Here is a 19,604-nt window from a genome sequence, read left to right as displayed (position 1 = left end):
TAAATTTAGCCCACTAAAGGGCCAGAAGATACCAACAAATTGAAGGTTCTTATGTTGTCCCAACTTTTCGTAGCGATTCCGTATAGGAAATATTTAACACGAATAGCTAGAATGTTTTAAGCTTTATTTACTTTATCATATTCTTATAAAAATTACTTTAGTAAGACTAATTTAAAAGTTGGACGAAACAGGTGAGAAAATGTTTCAAATTTGAATGAGAAGTCATATAATAATCATATTATTCATATTAAAGGGGCGTGCAAATCGTGGCGAAGAAACTGAAATCTGCTGAAGATTTTATGCATCATTTATATATTCATATGAACGATGTCGAACATTTTGTTATTTATAGTGGTCTTACACTGAAGGAATTTATGGTTTCGGTCGAGCCCGTAAAAAATGTTCTGTTATTAAAGCACGCGTACGACAACGGCTCTTTTAATATGCATACACAATTTGATTTTGTAACAAATGATGATATGCGCGATTTCCTAAAAAAGGAAAGCGACTTAAAGAAAGATTTGTGCTGGGTAGATTTTACGACAGAGAAAAATATTAATACATTAACTCCCCTTGAACAAGCAGAGCTTCTGTATTTAAGTCATAAGCGTGAACCGCTTGCATCGCCCTTTTTCAGCAAATTGCAAAATCGCTATGCTTATTACTCTTCTGTAACTGACAAAATGACTAAAGTATATTATCGTTTTATAGGCGATTCTGAAATACTTGTTTCGAATCTATTTAATCGAATGATAAGAGATAAAGAAGGTGTTGGAAGCTTTTGGAGAAGAAAGAGTAAAAACAACTCGCCGACAATCGATCCTTCTACATTAAGACAATATCGGCCTTTTGTTAAGGAAGGCGCATTGCTGTCATTATATAAACTAGATAAACCAAATTCCCATTATGGAATCGAAATTAGACTGCTGAGTGATTATGATTATCCGGATGAAGTTTGGGACGATTTAGATGAAATATTAAAACAAGGCTATGATGAATTAATACAAATTAGTTGACACTCACAGCGAACAGGGCAGTGGGTGTTTTTTATCCGATTTCAGCGTTTTGTGTATTCGTGATAAAATAAGGTTAGTGAAAACTGGAGGTCAAAAAAATGAAAAAAAGAATTGGTTTATTATATGGTGGTAAGTCAGCCGAGCATGAAGTATCACTTTCAACTGCAAAGGCAGTAACACAAGCATTGGATTTTAATGAGTTTGACGTTTTCCCGATTTTTATTACATTGAAGGGGGAATGGCGTGTTGGACCTCAGTTAACAGAACCCGCTCAAACGATTGAACAATTGCAATTTACAACAGCATCAGACCATTCTGAAAATAATATTACGCAATTCATTGCAAAACATATGGAAAGTCCATTTGATGTAATCTTCCCTTTACTGCATGGGACGAACGGTGAAGACGGAACAGTACAGGGCTTTTTGGAAGTACTGAATATTCCTTATGTAGGGAACGGTGTTCTTGGCTCTGCAGCAGGTATGGATAAGGTAGTTATGAAACAGTTGTTTGAAATGGCAAAATTGCCGCAATTGCCTTATGAATACTTTATTCGAAGTGAATGGGAGCGGGAAAAAGAAGCTTGGATCAAAAGATGCGAACAATCTTTAGGTTATCCAATGTTCGTTAAGCCAGCTAACTTAGGATCAAGTGTAGGGATTAGCAAAGCGACAAATGCAGCGGAACTAGAAAAAGCTGTTCAATTTGCACTCCAATATGACCGCAAAATTGTAATTGAACAGGGCGTCACTGCACGTGAAATTGAGCTTGCTGTGTTAGGAAATGATACACCAAATGTTTCAGTAGCGGGTGAGATTAAGCCGATGACTGAGTTTTATGATTATGATTCAAAATATAAAGATGGCTCGACGGCATTAATTATTCCGGCACCATTACAAAACGATGTCTATACAAACTTGGTTGATATGGCGAAAAGAGCATTCAAAGCAATTGACGGAGCCGGGTTAGTACGCGCGGATTTCTTCGTAACTGAAAACAACGAAATTTACATTAATGAAGTAAATACGATGCCAGGATTCACACCGGTCAGCATGTATCCGTTACTGTGGCAGCATACAGATGTAACATATCCGCAGTTAATTAAAGAGCTGATTGATTTTGCGGTGGAACGTTATACAGAAAAACAACAGCTTCAATACAACAGAGATTGAGTGGGATAAAAAGTGAAAAAAAGTTTACAGCAAATTGCAGAATGGTTAACGATAGAAAATCAGTCATTTCCTGAAACAATTGTCACAGGTGTCTCCATTGATACACGGACAATTACGAAAGGGGATTTATTTATTCCTTTCCGCGGAGAAGCCGTTAATGGACACCGATTTGTCGAGCAGGCATTTGAAAAAGGTGCGGCAGCTTCTTTATGGATGATCGACGAGCCGAATCCCCCGGCACATTTGCCATTAATTTTCGTGGAAGACCCAGAGCTTGCACTTCAAAAAATGGCAGAGTGTTACCGTAATGAGCATCAAGCGACATTTATCGGGATTACCGGCTCAAACGGTAAAACTTCGTCAAAAGATATTTTGGCGGGTGCTCTTTCTCCTTACTTTAAAGTACAAAAAACAATCGGGAATTTTAATAATCAGCTCGGTTTGCCGATCACGATTTTACAGCTTGATGAGGACACGGAAGTTTCCGTATTGGAAATGGGGATGAGCGGTTTCGGTGAGATTGAATTTTTAACTAATCTTGCACGACCACATTATGCCATTATTACAAATATCGGTGAAGCACATATGCAAGATTTAGGATCGCGGGAAGGAATTGCGAAGGCGAAGTTTGAAATTGTAAAAGGGTTGTCTGAAGAAGGGATTCTCTTTTATGACGGTGATGAGCCGTTACTTCAAAACTTAGTTGCCAAAACACCGCATTTAAAAACACAGGCATTTGGCTTTAGCCAGGAACTGAATTTGGCAGCGTCGCAAATTAAAGCGACAGCACAAGGAAGCAGCTTCCATGTAGAGGGATTAATACAAGGTGATTTCTTTATTTCAGTTTTAGGGGAACACCAAGTAAAGAATACTTTAAGTGCAATGCTTGTGAGTAAATCATTAGGTTTGACTGATGAACAAATCCGCGAAGCATTAAAGAAAGTAGTTTTAACAGATATGCGGATGCAGCTTGTTCCCGTCGGTGATTTATTATTTATTAATGATGCATATAATGCAGCGCCAACATCGATGCATGCAGCAATCCAATTTGTCGAGCAAACGACTATCCGTAATGAAAAGTGGCTTGTACTGGGTGATATGCTTGAGCTCGGAAACGAGGAAAAGAAGATGCATGAAGGAATTGCAGGACATATTCATCCTGAAGAAATAAGCTATGTTTGCTTATACGGCCCTCGTATGAAGTGGCTATATAATAAACTGCAAGAGACTTTTGATGCTGAACATTTAGTGTATTCCGAGAATGAGTACGCACCGATTATCGAAAAGATCCAATCTCATGCAACAAACGAGTCCATCCTTTTAGTTAAAGGTTCCCGTGGAATGAAGTTGGAGAAAATTATCCATTCAATCGAGTTAGCCTAGTGCTAGCTCGTTTTTTTAGTGCAAAAGCTTTTTTCTGCTCAAATTGTCGATTATTATAATTACTAACAGCTCATGGAAGCAGGTGAACTAATGAAAATCGGCGTTCTATTTTTACACGGATTTTCAGGCGGACCGTATGAAGTACAGCCATTTGCACATTATATAGAGCAACGAATAGATTGGGTCGTAAGTATTCCGACATTTTCAGGCCACGGTGATGCAGAAAATTTGGCAATGAAAGGCTATAAAGCAGAACATTGGATGATGGAAGCGGAAATCGCATATCGGCAGTTGAAAAAGCAAGTAGATGAAGTCATTGTCGTCGGCTTTTCAATGGGTGGTGTCATTGCGATGTACTTATCTATACGTTACCCAGTAAAAAAGTTGGTACTCCTAAGTGCTGCAGCCAAGTATGTGAGTCCTACTCAGTTAGTAAAAGATGTTCGAGCGATTGCCCAGGATATGGTGCACAATAAGTTAGAAGAAAATGAATTGTTTGCACGGTACAAATTTAAATTTAAAAATGTTCCGTTATCAGCGACGATTGAATTTATGAAGGTCGTGAAAAAAACGGAACCGTATATAAAAAACATTCACTGTCCTACCTTTATCGTACAAGGGGAGCTGGATGGTATTGTACCAAGTGCAACCGCACATATTTTATTTCAACAAATTCAGTCGCAACAAAAGCAAATGTATATTTCAGATTGTGGAAAACATCATATTTGTTACAGTGATGATTGTGAGCAATGGTTTGATCAAGTGTATCAATTTTTAATGGAGTAATAAATATCTGACTATTTTGATACAAAGCAATATCATTGCATACCGTTACAACCCATGTTAGACTAATAAAAGCAATGGATACATTTTGTGCGAAGACTCTTCAGACTTATGGGTGAAGAGTACTTTTTTTTGATAAACGGTTTTATTCTATTTTTACACGAGCATTACCCAATTAGAAACAGTAGAATTGAACCGCTCGGCAATGACCGGGCTTTCCTTTTCATATAAGAGACTCTGCATATGAAGCAGAGAGAATTTTTAAGTAACGGAAACGTTCCACATACAATGGCTCGAAAATTTGCCGCCATTTCATCTGAAAATGTAACCATTTGTCAACTTATACAGGAAAAAGGAGAATGAAGAGTTTGACAAATTTTTCAGAATTAAACATTAGTGAATCGACATTACGTTCTATTAAGCGTATGGGGTTTGAAGAAGCAACACCAATCCAAGAAGGAACAGTTACGTTTGCAATGGCTGGCCGTGATGTTTTAGGCCAAGCACAAACAGGTACTGGTAAAACAGCTGCATTTGGTATTCCTTTAATCGAGAAAATCGATCCAAAAAATCCAAATATCCAAGCTTTGGTAATTGCTCCGACTCGCGAATTAGCAATCCAAGTTTCAGAAGAACTTTATAAATTAGGTTATGACAAGCGCGTAAAATTATTATCAGTTTACGGAGGTCAAGAAATTGGCCGTCAAATCCGCGCATTAAAAAACAAACCTCAAATTATTGTAGGTACACCGGGTCGTATTCAAGACCATATTAACCGTCGTACATTACGTTTAGACGAAGTGCAAACTTTAGTTTTAGACGAAGCGGACGAAATGTTAAACATGGGCTTCATCGATGATATTAATGCGATTTTAGAAAACGTACCATCAGATCGCCAAACATTACTATTCTCAGCGACAATGCCTCCAGCAATCCGTAAAATTGCAGAGACATTCATGAAAGATCCTGAAATCGTAAAAATTAAAGCGAAAGAATTAACAATGGAAAACATTGAACAATTCTTCGTAAAAGCAACAGAGCGCGAAAAATTCGATGCTTTATCTCGTCTATTGGATTCACAAAAACCAGAATTAGCAATTATCTTCGGTCGTACGAAACGCCGTGTTGATGAGTTAAGCCAAGCTTTAGGTTTACGTGGCTTCTTAGCGGAAGGTATCCACGGTGATTTATCTCAAGCAAAACGTATTTCTGTTTTACGTCAGTTTAAAGAAGGTAAAATCGATATTTTAATCGCAACAGACGTTGCAGCTCGTGGATTGGATATTTCAGGTGTAACGCATGTTTACAACTTTGACATTCCACAAGATCCAGAATCATACGTTCACCGTATTGGTCGTACAGGCCGTGCAGGTAAATCTGGTGTTGCAGTAACTTTCGTAACACCTCGTGAAATGGGTTACTTACGCATCGTAGAAGAAACTACGAAAAAACGTATGACTCCTTTACGTCCACCATCATCTGAAGAAGCATTAGTAGGCTTACAAGAAGATGCAATGCAATCATTGGTGGAATTAGTTCAAAATAATGATTTAGGTACTTACCGTGAGTTAGCAGCTAAGTTATTGGAAAATAACGATGCACTTGACTTAGTAGCAGCTGCTCTTAAATCAATTACTAAAGAACCTGATGCTACACCAGTATCATTATCGGAAGAGCGTCCATTACCAATGCGTCGTGACCGTTCACAAGGTGGCGGAGGCCGTGGCCGTGGCGGTAATGACCGTAACCGTGGTGGTGGCAACCGTGGCGGTGGTGACCGTCGCGGAGGAGATCGCCGTCGTGAAGGTGGCGGAGGCGGAAGCCGTTCTGGTAGCGGAAGTCGTGATGGAGGTCGTCGTGAAGGCGGTGCTCGTCGCGAAGGTTCTCGTGATCGTCGTCCACGTCCACGTCGTGAAGACTAATCTTATTCAAACACACCAACATTTTTCTTGTTGGTGTGTTTTTTTGTGGAAAATTTTATATAAATATATTTTCCGGGAAATAAAATCTTTATAAATTATTTAACAAATTTACCAATTAACTATACTATGAGGGTAAGGGGATTGTTTTTTCATAATGGTTAGAGCAGAATGAAACATTTAAACGGTTAATACGTATAGCATACTGTAGAGAAAGAGGTGTAGGGCAAGTGAGAGAACAACCAAAGTTTCAGTTACCTAAAAAAGCGCAAACTGTGTGGCGATTATATGGAATCATTCAAACTTTTATTATCGCTCTTTTAACAGGTGGTATTGTATTTTTAACAGTCCGATTTGATTGGCCGCAGTGGATTATGTGGATTGCCATAGCGCTGGTTATCTTATCGATCGCATTTTCGGTTATTGTATTTCCGAGCATTCGTTGGAGAATTTGGAGATATGAAGTACGAGAACAGGAAATTGAAATTCAAAGTGGCCTGTTTGTCGTAAAACGGACACTAATACCGATGGTGCGTGTTCAACATGTGGATACAGAGCAGGGACCGATATTAAAGAAATACATGTTAGCGAATATATCGATTTCTTCGGCGGCTACAGTACATACGATTCCTATGCTGAAAGTTGAGGACGCCGATGAATTGAGGACAAAAATCTCTGAACTTGCAAGGGTGGCGGAAGATGATGTCTAAAGAGAAATATAAACTTCATCCTGTAACGGCAATCATCAATGTAGTAAAAGCATTGAAAGATCTCCTTATCCCAATCATTATCATTGTTGCGGCGAACGGCTTTAATATTAATTTGGATTATCGAAGCGAAACATTTTTCAGCGAAATGATTCCACTCTTTATTTTAGTAATCGTCTTATCGGTAACGGTAGTGAGCGGTTTGATTAAGTGGTGGACATTTGTATATTGGTTTGAAGATAGTGAACTCCGTGTGGAATACGGTCTGTTTATAAAGAAAAAGCGCTACATTCCATTTGAGCGCATTCAAAACCTGAATTATAAAGAAGGTATTTTTCACCGGTTGTTCAAGCTTGTACAAGTACAAGTGGAAACGGCGGGAAGTAAAGATGGTAAACCGGAAGCGGAGTTGACAGCGGTAACGAAAGCTGCGGCAGATGAAGTAGAAATTCAAATGAAAAAGGCGAAAACGAAACAAAAACTGCCGGTTGAAAGTGACCTGGTACAAGTAGCTGAAGAGGAAGAGCCAGAGCCGGCATCAGTTATATTACACAAAATGAAAGTACCGGAGCTGTTATTGTTAGCGACGACTTCCAGCGGTGTGGGAGTAGTACTTGCCGGCGTCTTTGCTGTCCTTTCCCAATTTGCGGAATTTATCCCTTTTGACTTGATTTATGATGAGTTGGCATTTTTAGTGGAATACGGCTATATAGTCGTTATGATTTTAATCGCTCTTGCACTTATACTGGCATGGGGAGTTTCTGTCGGCTTGACCTTTTTAAATTATTATAACTTTACGGTGTGCAAGCAGCATGATCGGTTAATTATTACACGAGGATTAATCGAAAAAAAACGTGTGACAATTCCGTTAAACCGGGTGCAGGCAATTAAACTGGCAGAAAACCCTTTCCAGCAACTGCTTGGCTTAGCTTCTGTTGCGGTAGAAAGTGCTGGTGGAGGATTTAGCGGGGAAAATGATAAGAAAATCATTTTATTTCCGCTAATTGCAAAAAAAGAAGTATTTGCACCTTTGGCAGAACTGTTTCCTGAATATGATTTTCAAGTTAACCAAATTGTTCAGCCGCCGAAAAAAGCACAGCCTTTTTTTTATCGGATTGATTTTGTATGGTTAGTTCCGTTAATCGGCGCAGTTTCTTACTTCTTTTACCCATATGGACTGCTGTCATTATTGCTGGTCGTTCCGATTATTCTACTTGGAAGATGGCAATTTAAGACGACCGGATTTACGGTGAAAGATCAGCAAATTACGATTGTATCGCGCCTTGTAAGTCGTGTAACGTTTTATGCTTTAAAGAAACGTGTGCAAATTACGCAAGGAAGTCAAACGTATTTCCAAAAGCGGCGAAATATAGGATCTGTAAAAATTATAGTGATGTCAGGTATAGCCGGAGCTTCAGCGACTGCACGTCATGTGGAGCAACGGGAAGTGGAAAAAATACTGACATGGTATGAACATTAAAAAACAGGGTCCGCGAAAATTACTTTCGCGGATCCTGTTTTTATTTTACCCGTTTAATGGACTGTTTGCGCCAGCGCCCCATATTTTTAGGGTTAAAGTAAACAACCCCTAAAATAAAGCCGGTAACTAAACCGCCTAAATGTGCAGCAATATTAATATTTGGTGTTAAAAATGTCATAATAATACTAATCACAATTAACGGCAATATAATTTGTCTCAACTGCGGGAATAAATGTCTCGTGTAATAAACAAGTGCTCCGAACGCACCGAAAATTCCATAAAGTGCTCCACTTGCCCCTACGCTGGCATAATAGGCATCTTGTGTTGCGTAAGTGGCAGCAACACCAAAAATTCCGGCTAAAAAGTAAATTGTTAAAAATCGCATTTTGCCGGCGATTTTCTCGAGCTCCGGACCAAATAAAAATAGGGAGAACATATTAAAAAGAACGTGCATAAAACCTGCATGTAAAAACATGGACGTGATAATGCGCCACCATTCACCGGCTGCAATGAGTCCATTGACGCTCATACCGGCATAAAGTAATTCTTCGCCGAATCCCGGGATTAATGTTAGGACGAAAACAATTAAATTAATTGCTATAATTGATGATACGACCGGATATAACGTAATGTACTGTTTAAAATTTTCTCTACGAATAAACATGTTCCACCTCAATTAAGTCGATACAAAATAAAACGTATTTTATTTATTATACATTGGAGTAATGAGGAAAAGAAAGGGAGAGCTATTAAATGATTAAAGGGATTGGATTAGATTTAGTAGAATTGGATCGAATTGAAAAAATGATAGGACGTTCGGCGAAATTTGCACAACGAATTTTAACGGAAAGGGAACTTGCCGTTTTTAATACATTATCGGACTCACGTAAAGTGGAATTTCTGGCAGGTCGCTTTGCTGCAAAGGAAGCTTATTCAAAAGCGAATGGCACAGGAATTGGTAAGGGCTGTGAACTTCATCAAATAGAAATTTTAAAAGAAGAGCAAGGGAAACCTGTTTTATACTTTGATGGTGAACAGGTGAACGGGTTCATTTCCATTACTCATACAAGGACGACAGCAGCTGCTCAAGTAATCTTAATGCAATAATACATACATGCACACCTTGGCTCATATAGTAATTTATCGAAATAGATAATCGAAAGGGTGAATCTTTGAAACTCCGACTGCTAGTAGTTGTCGTTTGTTGTCTCTTTTTGGCGGCGTGTGGAAAAGCTACAAAGGATGAAGTGATTGAGGATGTCAACAAGAAGTGGAATGACGCAAAAGGTTATGAATTAAGTGCTTCGATGGAAGTTCGGACAGGCGCAGAACCACGTATTTACGATGTGAAAGTTTGGCATACAAAACCAGATTTTTATCGGGTTGCAGTTAATCCAAAAGGTGAGTCAGAACAACAGTTAATCGTCCGAAATGAAGAAGGTGTATTTGTTGTCACGCCATCATTACGTAAAACGCATAAATTCCAAAGTGAATGGCCGAAGCAAAATAGTCAGGCGTATATAATTGGGGCATTAGCAGATGATTTAGTGTCAGATTCAAAAGCGGTAATGACTGAAGATGATGCAAGCTATACTTTTGAAGTAGCAACACGAAATGTAGACCAAACAGCACTGCCGGTACAGCAAATTGTAGTTGATAAGAAAACGATGCTTCCGACAAAAGTAAGTGTGATGGATGAATCTTTACAAGAACAAGTCGTGATTACATTTGCCGACATTAAATTAGGTGTGAAGCATACTGCAGAAGAGTACGCGGTAGAGAAATTCTCTGAAAAAGAGGAAAAGAAAGCCGCATCAGCAGAAGTGGTGGACACAGAGTTTAGTGTATATTACCCAACGATCGACTGGGCACATACTAAGCTGACAGATGAGTTTGAAGTGCAGGAAGATGGAAACACACGAGTTATTTTGACATTCGAAGGGGAAAAGCCATTTACACTAATGCAGCAGCCGATTCAATCCGATGAAACAATATTGCCTGTATCTGGGGACCCGGCGGATTTAGGCTATACAATAGGGGCTATTACTGATAACTCAATTCAATGGGACAAAGATGGCATGACCTTCTTTATCGCTTCCACAAAATTAACGAAGGATGAATTACTGGAAGTAGCTGCAAGTGTGCAGGAAAGTAGTATGAAGTAAACGTCAATCAGTGGGGGCTCATCCCCCACTAAGCTAAAAACATCACATCCTGTGACAAACCATGTGTGACTAACATCGTGTTGGGCCGGAACTAATCGGGTTTTAAAAAAATATAATTCTAAACTTGTTTTTAAATTGTATTTTATGGTTATATTTAAGAAGAGACATCTTGCGTATACAAGCGCAAGATGATTTCTTTTCGTATACGGATTTAAAAATGATTTACTCAAAATTACATAAATAACAGTAAGTTTAAACTTATAAAAAGAGGGTAAAAATCGAAATGAATACTCCAATTTATTACAGACCAACAAAAGCAGTAATTGATCTTCAAGCAATCACACATAACATTTCTTCACTACAAAACTATATAGGACCGAAAATCCAAATAATTGCTGTAGTAAAGGCAAATGCTTATGGTCATGGAGATGTCGAAGTTGCAAAAACGGCAATTGAGGCAGGTGCAACAATGCTTGCTGTCGCAACACCGGACGAAGCAGTACATATTAGAGAAAATTTTAAGGATATTGATATTTTAGTTTTAGGTGCTTCACCACATACTTTTATTCCGTTTGCATCAGCTGAAAATATTATTCTTACTGTATTTTCAACAGAATGGTTGCAGCTTGCACAGCAATATACACCACTGTTGAATCAGCTGAGACTTCATATTAAAGTTGATTCGGGCATGGGGCGTATCGGTGTTTCCACTAAAGAAGAACTAATGGAATTGTATACAATGATTAATTCTTCCGATGATTTTTTAGTGGATGGAATATTTACGCACTTTGCTACTGCAGATGAAGAAGATTCGATGTACTTTGACAATCAGGCTACCCTATTCAAGGACTTTTTAGGTGCACTGCCACAAAAGCCTCGTCTTGTTCATGTTGCCAATACAGCGACCGCATTAGTGAAAGATCCTTCTTTGCATTATGATGCGGTACGTTTCGGCATTTCCATGTACGGATTATTGCCTTCAAGTTATGTAGGCACAAAATTACCTTTTCCGATTAAGCCAGCCTTTTCCTTGCAGACAGAACTTGTACATATTAAAAAAATGCAAGCTGGTCAATCGGTAGGCTATGGGGCAACATATACTGCAGAAGAGGATTGCTACATCGGAACAATACCGATCGGCTATGCAGATGGTATGATCCGAAAGCTTTCTGGCCAAGAAGTGCTTGTTGGAGGAAAAAGAGCGAAAATTGTCGGCAGAATTTGTATGGATCAGAGTATGATTTTACTCCCGGAAGCATATAATGTTGGAGAAGAAGTTGTACTAATAGGCTGCCAACAGCAAGAGGAAATCACAATAGATGATTGGGCTCATAAACTCCAAACAATTAATTACGAAGTGCCATGTGTAATTACAGCTAGAGTTCCTAGGGTATATAAATAATCGATGTAATATTACTAAAAAAAACTTCAAATATACAAAACAAGTATGTCCAAATTTATTCATTTATTGCGAGAATTGTCAGTTTTTTAATTTTCCTGTCTTTTCATTGTAGTCAATCAATGATAGAATGAATGGGAAATGGGATGTTCGGTGGAGGTGCTTGTTTTGTACGCGAAGGAATTAGTAGAAGTAGAAGAAGTAGTAATTGACATACCAAATGAGCTAGTAACGCAATTCGAAAGAACGTTTGGGCGTAATACTGAGAATGGTTATATGATGGCGTATTTGGCGACTCAAAATTATACAAAGCATATGCAACCAAATCAAATACGGGAAGCTTTAATAAAGGGCTATGTGGAAATGTCGCAAATTAATCTGACAATTTGCAGTGAGTGCTTGCATGCAGAGTATGAAGCGGAACATATGGTGGAGCGTCTCGTAAGCGGGGGATGACAATTTGATTGTAAAACGTGGAGACGTTTTTTTTGCTGACCTATCACCTGTGGTAGGGTCAGAACAGGGCGGGACTAGACCCGTTCTTATTATTCAAAATGATATTGGAAATCGCTTTAGTCCAACCGTCATAATAGCTGCAATAACTGCGCAAATTCAAAAAGCAAAGTTACCTACACATGTTGAAATCGATGCGAAAAAGTATGGTTTTGAGCGTGATTCGGTAATTTTGCTTGAACAATTGCGTACAATTGATAAATCACGATTAACAGATCGTATTACTCAGCTAGATGCGAAACTAATGCAAGAAGTAGATATAGCTCTTAATATTAGTTTAGGACTCGTAAAATTTTAATACATAAAAAAACATCGAAACATTTCGTTTCGGTGTTTTTTATTATTACAAATCAAAGTACCTTATAATTTTGAGGTAAATAGTAAACTGTAATCATGCAATATTGTGGTAGTTTCCTTAAAATTATAAATATATCAAAAAAATGGTTTAAAATTTATATCCAACTAAACTACAAGGATAACATATGGTATAATGTAAAAGATTAATAATTCAAAAAATTGATACTGTACGTTAACTCCATAGAAAGAAAAAGTAGGAAATTGGGGGCACTATGATGAATGCGAAATCTACCGTAGAGATTGTAACAGAATGGGATATTGTAGCTGCACGCCAACTTGGACGTAATGAGGCGAAAGCAATTGGCTTTGGCGCGGTAGATCAGGCTCGAATTACGACGGCGATAAGCGAACTGGCTCGAAATATTTATTTATATGCCCGATCCGGGGAAGTCACGATAGAGCGTATTAGTAATGAAGAGAAAGTTGGCCTTCGCATAATAGCGGCAGATAAAGGACCAGGAATTAGTAATTTGAAAAAGGTGATGGAAGACGGCTATTCTACTTCAGGCGGGCTTGGAGCGGGTCTGCCAGGAGTCAAGAGACTAATGGATACAATGGACATCCAATCCAATGTAGGGAACGGTACGACAATAGTTATCGAAAAATGGGTAAAGTAGGATGTGATAAAATTTGAAAGAGCTGCAAACTCAATATCAAAAAATATTATCGGATTTTTTGGCCAACCAAACTGAGCGAAATTTGTATATAGGCCAAAATTTCATTCGACAGTTAATCCAAAAAAAAGTAGCTCCAGAAGAAGTAATCAATATCCACAAATATGCGATAGAGAAAATTTATCCAGATCTACCAGAAGATATTTCGCATAGCTATGATTTTCTAATTGAGATTATGGTACACTTTGGTTTAACTTTAAAGGAGCATCAAAGTTTACTGGAACAGCAAGAAGAACTGCGTATGGAGATGAATGTTGCTACAAAAATTCAGAATATGATTCTCAGAACAACAGTACCCATGTTGAATCAGATTGATATTGGGATGCTATCTGTACCAATCCGCAAAATGAATGGTGATTATGTTCACTTTCTAAACAACAATAACTCAGTTGTTAGTGTAGCAGTGACAGATGTTGTCGGAAAAGGTGTACCAGCAGCCCTTTGTATGTCGATGGTTAAGTACGGGCTAGATACACTTGAGTATGCAACGAAAGATCCATCATACATTTTGGAAGTGTTAAACCGCATTATTGAAAAAAGTGTTGATGATAGTATGTTTGTCTCGATGTTTTACGGGACATATAATATTAAAGAAAGCAAATTTACATATGGGTCAGCTGGACATGAACCTGCTATATATTATAATGCTCGTAAAAACACTTTCTTTGATTTGGAGTCAAAAGGTTTATTGTTAGGTGTCATGCCGGAAGTTACGTATCCACAGTATGATATTCATTTGGAGGATAATGATTTTATCATTATGATTACAGATGGGGTAACGGATTTTCGCAAGCAAGGAGAGCTGGATCCACGGGATGTGATTAAGAATTTGGCATTAAGCTGTAACCATCTTTCAGCTCAGAAAATGTGTGAGGAAATGTACACCTATTTGAAAAACTTGCCGGATTTTGAATTAGAAGATGATTTTACGGTTGTTATTTTTAAAAAATAAATAAATAATTATGTTTGAACTCCTGTACATTGGGGAAAAGTAATTAGGTTTATAGATGGAGGTGTCTAATAATGAATGTTAATGTTCAATTTAGAGAAGATGGAAACGTATTAAAAGGCTATATCGAGGGTGAAATTGATACGTATACAGCCCCGATTTTACGCGAAGAGTTAGAGACTGTTCAAATTGTGGAAGGCCGAAAAATCGAATTAGATTTATCAAAAGTAAATTATATGGACAGTACAGGATTAGGAATATTTGTTGCATTTTATAAAAAAGTTACGAGAGAAAATGCATCATTAAAATTAGTCAACTTATCGAATCGTTTGGTTAGATTGTTTGAAATTACAGGTTTAAGTGAATTAATGAGTATTGAGATTGATGAGGAATTGGAGTTGAAATGATGAGAGCATTTGACTATATTGAAATTCGAGTGCCTGCCAAATCGCAATATGTAAGTGTAATCCGGCTAACAATTTCAGGATTAGCGATGCGAGTTGGGTTTACTTATGATGAAATTGAGGACTTAAAAATTGCTACAAGTGAAGCGGTGACAAATGTTGTACACCATGCTTATAAAGCAAACGAGGAAGGAGAAGTTGTGATCGGCTGTGCGTTATTTGAGGACAAGATCGAAATAATGGTTGCAGATTACGGTGTCAGCTTTAACTTTGAAGAGATTAAATCAAAAGTTGGTCCATATCATGAAAATGAAAACGTAGCACTATTACGTGAAGGTGGATTAGGGATTTATTTAATGGAGACTTTAATGGACGAAGTGAAATTAAATAACGAAGGTGGCGTCACTGTTTTCATGACAAAGTATGTCTCGAGAGAGCAGGTGAAAGGGAATGTCGAAAGAATCACTACCTAAAAATACATCAAAAGAAGAAGTGCTAAATTGGATTGCAGAATATCAGGCGAGCGGCTGTGAAGAATCACAAACTAACCTTGTGCTCCATTATCAGCAGTTAGTCGAGTCGATTGCACGCAAATATTCACATGGTAAATCTTATTATGATGATATTGTACAAGTAGGGATGCTTGGTTTATTAGGTGCGATCCGACGATTTGACCCTTCTTTTGGCAGAAGTTTCGAGGCGTTTGCTGTTCCGACAATCGTAGGTGAAATAAAACGTTTTTTACGTGATAAAACTTGGGACGTGCATGTTCCGAGACGTATTAAAGAATTGGGACCTAGAATCAAGGCGGCTGTCGAAGCATTAACGACGTCCTTACAACGTTCCCCATCTATTACTGAAATTGCGACATATTTAGAAGTACAGGATGAGGACGTATTGGAAGCGATGGAGATGGGACGAAGCTATCAGGCACTATCGATGGATCATTCAATCGAATCGGATTCTGATGGCAGTACGGTAACGTTATTTGATGTAGTGGGTCGAGAAGATACAGGCTATGAAGTGACAAACCGCAGAATGATTGTAGCTGATGCGATGAATGTATTAAATGAACGTGAGCGACAAATTATCCAGTTAACATATTTGGAACAGCTTAGTCAAAAGGAAGCCGGGGAGAGACTCGGTATATCCCAAATGCACGTTTCGCGAATTCAACGTAAAGCCATTAAAAAATTACAAGATGCCATCACAGCAAGCGGCGGCGTCTCGTTATAAAGTTTAAGAGTCTACTAATATAGATTAGTAGGCTCTTTTTCATGCATAAATTCATCGCTTTTTTTGGGAAACAATACAAATGGAATGGTACACTAAAAGAAAGTTTTAAATTCAAAGGAGTGGCATAATGGATCAACAAAAAATGTTACAAATAATCGCGAAAGATGCAAAAGTAGAGCCAAAGCAAGCAAAAGCAGTTATTGGGCTACTGGAAGAAGGTAACACAGTACCTTTTATCGCCCGTTACCGAAAAGAAATGACAGGTTCTCTTGATGAAGTTCAAATAAAAGCAGTGGAAGACCGCTACCATTACATACAGCAGCTCGAAACACGGAAAGAGGAAGTGCTGCGTTTAATCGATGAGCAAGGTAAATTAACGGAAGAACTACAAACTGCTATTCAAGCATCAACTGTTTTACAGCGTGTGGAAGATTTGTACCGACCATTTAAACAAAAGCGTCGTACAAAAGCAACGATTGCAAAAGAACGTGGCTTGGAACCGTTAGCTGAAGAGCTTTTAAAGTATACAAAGCGGACGATGGAGCAAATGGCAACTCCTTATTTAAACGAAGAACAAGGTGTTACTTCGATTGAAGAAGCATTGGCGGGCGCACGCGATATTTTAGCAGAGCGATTTGCGGATGATGCCGCAATTCGTGAAAAATTACGCACACTATCTTGGCGAGAAGGCAAGCTTGTCACAACATTAAAAAATGCGGAAAAAGATGAAAAACAAGTATTTGAAATGTATTACGAATATGAAGAACCTGTTCATCGAATTGCACCCCACCGTATACTGGCGGTAAACCGCGGTGAAAAGGAAGAAGTGATTCGTGCAACGATTGAAGTTCCGATTGATAAAGCGACAACTCAAATGGAAAATCATTTTATACCTAGAAATTATGTAGGTCCATCTGTCAACGAAGTGAAATTGGCAGTTGCAGATAGCTATAAACGTTTAATTAAACCATCTATTGAAAATGAGCTGCGCGCAGAACTATCATCAAAAGCAGAAACACAGGCAATTCATATTTTCTCAGAAAATCTCCGCAACTTATTATTACAGCCTCCAATGCGCGGTAAAATGGTACTTGGTGTAGATCCTGCATACAGAACCGGCTGTAAATTGGCGGTAGTGGATGAGACAGGTAAGATGATTGAGGTTGGTGTTATTTATCCCCACACTACGTCGGATCCTTCAAAAGCGAAAGCGACAGTAAAGGCATTATTAAAAAAATATCCGATTAGTATTATTGCAATTGGTAATGGGACAGCATCACGAGAAACAGAGCAATTTATTGCAGAACTACTGAAAGAAGCAGATGGAAACATTGCATATGTTATTGTCAACGAGGCTGGGGCTTCCGTATACTCGGCTTCTGAAGTGGCGCGATCGGAGTTTCCGGATTTACAGGTGGAACAACGGAGTGCTGTATCGATTGCCCGTCGTTTGCAAGACCCATTATCCGAGCTTGTTAAAATTGACCCGAAAGCTGTCGGTGTAGGGCAGTATCAGCATGATGTATCCCAAAAGCAGCTCGCAGAATCACTGACATTTATTGTGGAAACAGCGGTAAACCAAGTTGGGGTAGATGTAAATACAGCTTCGGCCTCCCTTTTACAATATGTATCTGGACTCTCAAAAACTGTTGCAGAAAATATTGTGATAATGCGTAGTGAAAACGGCCAATTTACATCTCGTGCCCAACTGAAAAAAATCCCGCGATTAGGTGCTAAAACATACGAGCAGGCAGTTGGTTTCTTGCGTATTGCAGATGCTAAAAATCCGTTAGATGCTACAGGTATCCATCCCGAAAGTTATAAATTAGCTGAAGCTGTATTAGAGGCAGCAGGATTAACGAAAAAGGATGTCGGAACAGCGAAAGCTGAAGAAGAAATCAGCAAGTTAAATTTAAAAACATTAGGTGAGAAATTGGATGTAGGGGAAGTTACGTTGAAAGATATTGTCGATACACTAATGAAACCTACCCGTGACCCTCGTGATGCTTTCCCGCAACCGTTATTGAAAACCGATGTACTTCAAATGGATGACTTGCAAGTCGGGATGGAACTGCAGGGGACAGTTCGGAATGTCGTTGATTTTGGAGCGTTTGTCGATATCGGGGTTAAGCAGGATGGACTTGTCCATATTTCCAAATTGCAAAAGGGGCGTGTTAAACATCCATTAGATGTTGTTTCGCTGGGAGATATTGTGACAGTTTGGGTAGAAAAAGTAGAAGCTAACAAAGGTCGTATTTCTTTAACGATGTTAACTCCTGAAAATCAGCTTAGCGTGTAAAGAACATGATTTTCAATTATAATAAAAAGCGCATAGCTGATATGCGCTTTTTATTAATTTAAGGGGGGGAGCATATGACGGACGAACAGGCACAAAAGTTAGTTGAGCAATTATCAAATGAATTTTTTGACCGACCGTTTATTCATAAAGCTTATTTTAATAGTCGGTTGAAAACGACGGGCGGACGGTATATGTTAAACAGTCACAATATTGAACTTAATAAAAAACTATATGACCAGTTCGGACTAGAGGAGTTAAGGGGAATTATTTTACATGAACTTTGCCATTATCATCTTCATATTTTAGGTATGGGTTATAGGCATGGAGATGCAGATTTTCGGAATTTATTGAAAAAAGTTGGAGCACCACGTTTTTGTTCTACTTTGGAACAGCCTAAAGAAATGCCGGTGCAAAAGACAATACATATATACAGTTGTACGAATTGCGGACAAATATATAAGAGAAAAAGAAAAATGGATATAAAAAAATATTGTTGCAGTATTTGTAAAGGGAAAATTAAATTTCTTCGAAGCGAAAAATAATTTGAAAATGATGTTTAAAAATGAATGATTAAAGGTATACAGTATTTATGTTATTTTTTAAAGGGAATGTTTTTTGCTCTATATATAGGAAGAGATTTTTTCTTAAATTTTTTTAAGGAAAAGTGTTGACGAAACGGAAATCGCTCTCTATAATAGTAAAAGTCGACAAGATGATGTCGCAACGAAGTAATTATTCCGAAGTAGCTCAGTTGGTAGAGCATCCGGCTGTTAACCGGCAGGTCGCAGGTTCGAGTCCTGCCTTCGGAGCCATTAGTGGCCCGTTGGTCAAGTGGTTAAGACACCGCCCTTTCACGGCGGTAACACGGGTTCGAATCCCGTACGGGTCACCACTTATATTTTAATAATGAAGATTTACTAATGGTCCCGTGGTGTAGCGGTTAACATGCCTGCCTGTCACGCAGGAGATCGCCGGTTCGATCCCGGTCGGGACCGCCATTTTTGGGGTATAGCCAAGCGGTAAGGCAACGGATTTTGATTCCGTCATGCCCTGGTTCGAATCCAGGTACCCCAGCCATTTAGAGCCATTAGCTCAGTTGGTAGAGCATCTGACTTTTAATCAGAGGGTCGAAGGTTCGAGTCCTTCAT

At 38.6% G+C, this 19,604-nt stretch carries 20 protein-coding genes and 5 tRNA genes (1 of these 25 cut by a window edge); 24 read left to right on the top strand and 1 reads right to left on the bottom strand.

The window, feature by feature from the left end:
- Positions 1–266: 266 nt before the first annotated feature.
- The 7 genes from MKY07_RS18235 (at position 267) to MKY07_RS18205 (ending at position 8,460) form a co-directional block, all read left to right on the top strand.
- The gene (locus MKY07_RS18235; protein WP_014822530.1) at positions 267–1,016 is read left to right on the top strand and encodes a hypothetical protein; all 750 of its coding nucleotides are present in this window, start codon (positions 267–269) and stop codon (positions 1,014–1,016) included.
- A 98-nt stretch (positions 1,017–1,114) separates the two neighbouring features.
- On the top strand, positions 1,115–2,188 hold the full coding sequence (locus MKY07_RS18230) for a D-alanine--D-alanine ligase (RefSeq protein WP_014822531.1): 1,074 nt from the start codon (positions 1,115–1,117) through the stop codon (positions 2,186–2,188).
- A 12-nt stretch (positions 2,189–2,200) separates the two neighbouring features.
- Entirely contained in the window at positions 2,201–3,571 is a 1,371-nt protein-coding gene (gene murF / locus MKY07_RS18225) for a UDP-N-acetylmuramoyl-tripeptide--D-alanyl-D-alanine ligase (RefSeq protein ID WP_014822532.1), read from the top strand.
- Between the two features lie 90 nt (positions 3,572–3,661).
- Positions 3,662–4,357, top strand: coding sequence for an alpha/beta fold hydrolase (locus tag MKY07_RS18220; RefSeq protein WP_014822533.1), 696 nt, complete (start codon positions 3,662–3,664; stop codon positions 4,355–4,357).
- A gap of 365 nt (positions 4,358–4,722) precedes the next feature.
- On the top strand, positions 4,723–6,276 hold the full coding sequence (locus tag MKY07_RS18215) for a DEAD/DEAH box helicase (protein ID WP_008405787.1): 1,554 nt from the start codon (positions 4,723–4,725) through the stop codon (positions 6,274–6,276).
- Positions 6,277–6,503: 227 nt separating this feature from the next.
- A complete protein-coding gene (locus tag MKY07_RS18210; RefSeq protein ID WP_008405786.1) occupies positions 6,504–6,983 on the top strand; it encodes a PH domain-containing protein in 480 nt (159 codons plus the stop codon).
- A complete protein-coding gene (locus tag MKY07_RS18205) occupies positions 6,976–8,460 on the top strand; it encodes a PH domain-containing protein (protein ID WP_339263313.1) in 1,485 nt (494 codons plus the stop codon). The genes MKY07_RS18210 and MKY07_RS18205 overlap by 8 nt, the downstream gene beginning before the upstream one ends.
- Positions 8,461–8,500: 40 nt before the next feature.
- Here MKY07_RS18205 and MKY07_RS18200 read toward each other — a convergent pair whose 3' ends face one another.
- Entirely contained in the window at positions 8,501–9,124 is a 624-nt protein-coding gene (locus MKY07_RS18200; RefSeq protein WP_008405784.1) for a rhomboid family intramembrane serine protease, read from the bottom strand.
- 89 nt (positions 9,125–9,213) lie between these two features.
- Between MKY07_RS18200 and acpS the strand changes: the two genes are divergently transcribed.
- The 17 genes from acpS to MKY07_RS18115 form a co-directional block, all read left to right on the top strand.
- On the top strand, positions 9,214–9,567 hold the full coding sequence (acpS, locus tag MKY07_RS18195) for a holo-ACP synthase (RefSeq protein WP_008405783.1): 354 nt from the start codon (positions 9,214–9,216) through the stop codon (positions 9,565–9,567).
- Between the two features lie 65 nt (positions 9,568–9,632).
- Positions 9,633–10,625, top strand: a complete 993-nt coding sequence (locus tag MKY07_RS18190) for an outer membrane lipoprotein carrier protein LolA (RefSeq protein WP_339263312.1) — start codon at positions 9,633–9,635, stop codon at positions 10,623–10,625.
- 283 nt (positions 10,626–10,908) lie between these two features.
- Positions 10,909–12,027 carry an alanine racemase gene (alr, locus tag MKY07_RS18185; RefSeq protein WP_014822536.1) on the top strand — a complete coding sequence of 373 codons (1,119 nt, stop codon included), beginning with the start codon at positions 10,909–10,911 and terminating at the stop codon, positions 12,025–12,027.
- Between the two features lie 165 nt (positions 12,028–12,192).
- Entirely contained in the window at positions 12,193–12,480 is a 288-nt protein-coding gene (locus MKY07_RS18180; protein ID WP_008405780.1) for a hypothetical protein, read from the top strand.
- A gap of 4 nt (positions 12,481–12,484) precedes the next feature.
- The gene (locus MKY07_RS18175) at positions 12,485–12,835 is read left to right on the top strand and encodes a type II toxin-antitoxin system PemK/MazF family toxin (RefSeq protein ID WP_008405778.1); all 351 of its coding nucleotides are present in this window, start codon (positions 12,485–12,487) and stop codon (positions 12,833–12,835) included.
- Between the two features lie 274 nt (positions 12,836–13,109).
- Complete coding sequence (locus MKY07_RS18170) at positions 13,110–13,511, top strand: anti-sigma regulatory factor (protein WP_014822537.1); 402 nt, start codon at positions 13,110–13,112, stop codon at positions 13,509–13,511.
- 13 nt (positions 13,512–13,524) lie between these two features.
- Positions 13,525–14,520, top strand: coding sequence for a PP2C family protein-serine/threonine phosphatase (locus MKY07_RS18165; RefSeq protein ID WP_339263311.1), 996 nt, complete (start codon positions 13,525–13,527; stop codon positions 14,518–14,520).
- 71 nt (positions 14,521–14,591) lie between these two features.
- Positions 14,592–14,924 carry an STAS domain-containing protein gene (locus MKY07_RS18160; protein WP_014822538.1) on the top strand — a complete coding sequence of 111 codons (333 nt, stop codon included), beginning with the start codon at positions 14,592–14,594 and terminating at the stop codon, positions 14,922–14,924.
- Positions 14,924–15,394 (top strand): anti-sigma B factor RsbW, encoded by a 471-nt coding sequence (rsbW, locus tag MKY07_RS18155; protein WP_014822539.1) that lies wholly within the window; start codon positions 14,924–14,926, stop codon positions 15,392–15,394. The genes MKY07_RS18160 and rsbW overlap by 1 nt, the downstream gene beginning before the upstream one ends.
- On the top strand, positions 15,372–16,157 hold the full coding sequence (gene sigB / locus MKY07_RS18150; protein WP_008405769.1) for an RNA polymerase sigma factor SigB: 786 nt from the start codon (positions 15,372–15,374) through the stop codon (positions 16,155–16,157). The genes rsbW and sigB overlap by 23 nt, the downstream gene beginning before the upstream one ends.
- 127 nt (positions 16,158–16,284) lie before the next feature.
- Entirely contained in the window at positions 16,285–18,456 is a 2,172-nt protein-coding gene (locus MKY07_RS18145) for a Tex family protein (RefSeq protein WP_339263310.1), read from the top strand.
- A gap of 74 nt (positions 18,457–18,530) precedes the next feature.
- A complete protein-coding gene (locus tag MKY07_RS18140) occupies positions 18,531–18,998 on the top strand; it encodes a SprT family protein (RefSeq protein ID WP_014822541.1) in 468 nt (155 codons plus the stop codon).
- Positions 18,999–19,192: 194 nt separating this feature from the next.
- Positions 19,193–19,268: transfer RNA gene (locus tag MKY07_RS18135), tRNA-Asn, on the top strand.
- Positions 19,269–19,273: 5 nt separating this feature from the next.
- Positions 19,274–19,348, top strand: a tRNA-Glu gene (locus MKY07_RS18130).
- Positions 19,349–19,378: 30 nt separating this feature from the next.
- A tRNA-Asp gene (locus tag MKY07_RS18125) sits at positions 19,379–19,454 on the top strand.
- A gap of 4 nt (positions 19,455–19,458) precedes the next feature.
- Positions 19,459–19,533 (top strand) — tRNA-Gln (locus MKY07_RS18120).
- A gap of 4 nt (positions 19,534–19,537) precedes the next feature.
- A tRNA-Lys gene (locus MKY07_RS18115) sits at positions 19,538–19,604 on the top strand (it continues 9 nt past the right edge of the window).

It is taken from the genome of Solibacillus sp. FSL W7-1472, from assembly GCF_037969775.1.
In the GTDB taxonomy this organism is placed as follows: domain Bacteria; phylum Bacillota; class Bacilli; order Bacillales_A; family Planococcaceae; genus Solibacillus; species Solibacillus silvestris.
Note: the sequence above shows the minus strand (reverse complement) of the source record. Positions and strands in the feature narration are given on the sequence as shown.

Bases quoted from the DNA above. Each gene is read 5' to 3' on its own strand.
- MKY07_RS18145 (WP_339263310.1), top strand. From the start codon at position 16,285: ATGGATCAACAAAAAATGTTACAAATAATCGCGAAAGATGCAAAAGTA.
- MKY07_RS18205 (WP_339263313.1), top strand. From the start codon at position 6,976: ATGTCTAAAGAGAAATATAAACTTCATCCTGTAACGGCAATCATCAAT.
- MKY07_RS18230 (WP_014822531.1), top strand. From the start codon at position 1,115: ATGAAAAAAAGAATTGGTTTATTATATGGTGGTAAGTCAGCCGAGCAT.
- MKY07_RS18220 (WP_014822533.1), top strand. From the start codon at position 3,662: ATGAAAATCGGCGTTCTATTTTTACACGGATTTTCAGGCGGACCGTAT.
- alr (WP_014822536.1), top strand. From the start codon at position 10,909: ATGAATACTCCAATTTATTACAGACCAACAAAAGCAGTAATTGATCTT.
- MKY07_RS18200 (WP_008405784.1), bottom strand. From the start codon at position 9,124: ATGTTTATTCGTAGAGAAAATTTTAAACAGTACATTACGTTATATCCG.
- rsbW (WP_014822539.1), top strand. From the start codon at position 14,924: ATGAGAGCATTTGACTATATTGAAATTCGAGTGCCTGCCAAATCGCAA.
- MKY07_RS18170 (WP_014822537.1), top strand. From the start codon at position 13,110: ATGAATGCGAAATCTACCGTAGAGATTGTAACAGAATGGGATATTGTA.
- acpS (WP_008405783.1), top strand. From the start codon at position 9,214: ATGATTAAAGGGATTGGATTAGATTTAGTAGAATTGGATCGAATTGAA.
- MKY07_RS18140 (WP_014822541.1), top strand. From the start codon at position 18,531: ATGACGGACGAACAGGCACAAAAGTTAGTTGAGCAATTATCAAATGAA.
- MKY07_RS18160 (WP_014822538.1), top strand. From the start codon at position 14,592: ATGAATGTTAATGTTCAATTTAGAGAAGATGGAAACGTATTAAAAGGC.
- sigB (WP_008405769.1), top strand. From the start codon at position 15,372: ATGTCGAAAGAATCACTACCTAAAAATACATCAAAAGAAGAAGTGCTA.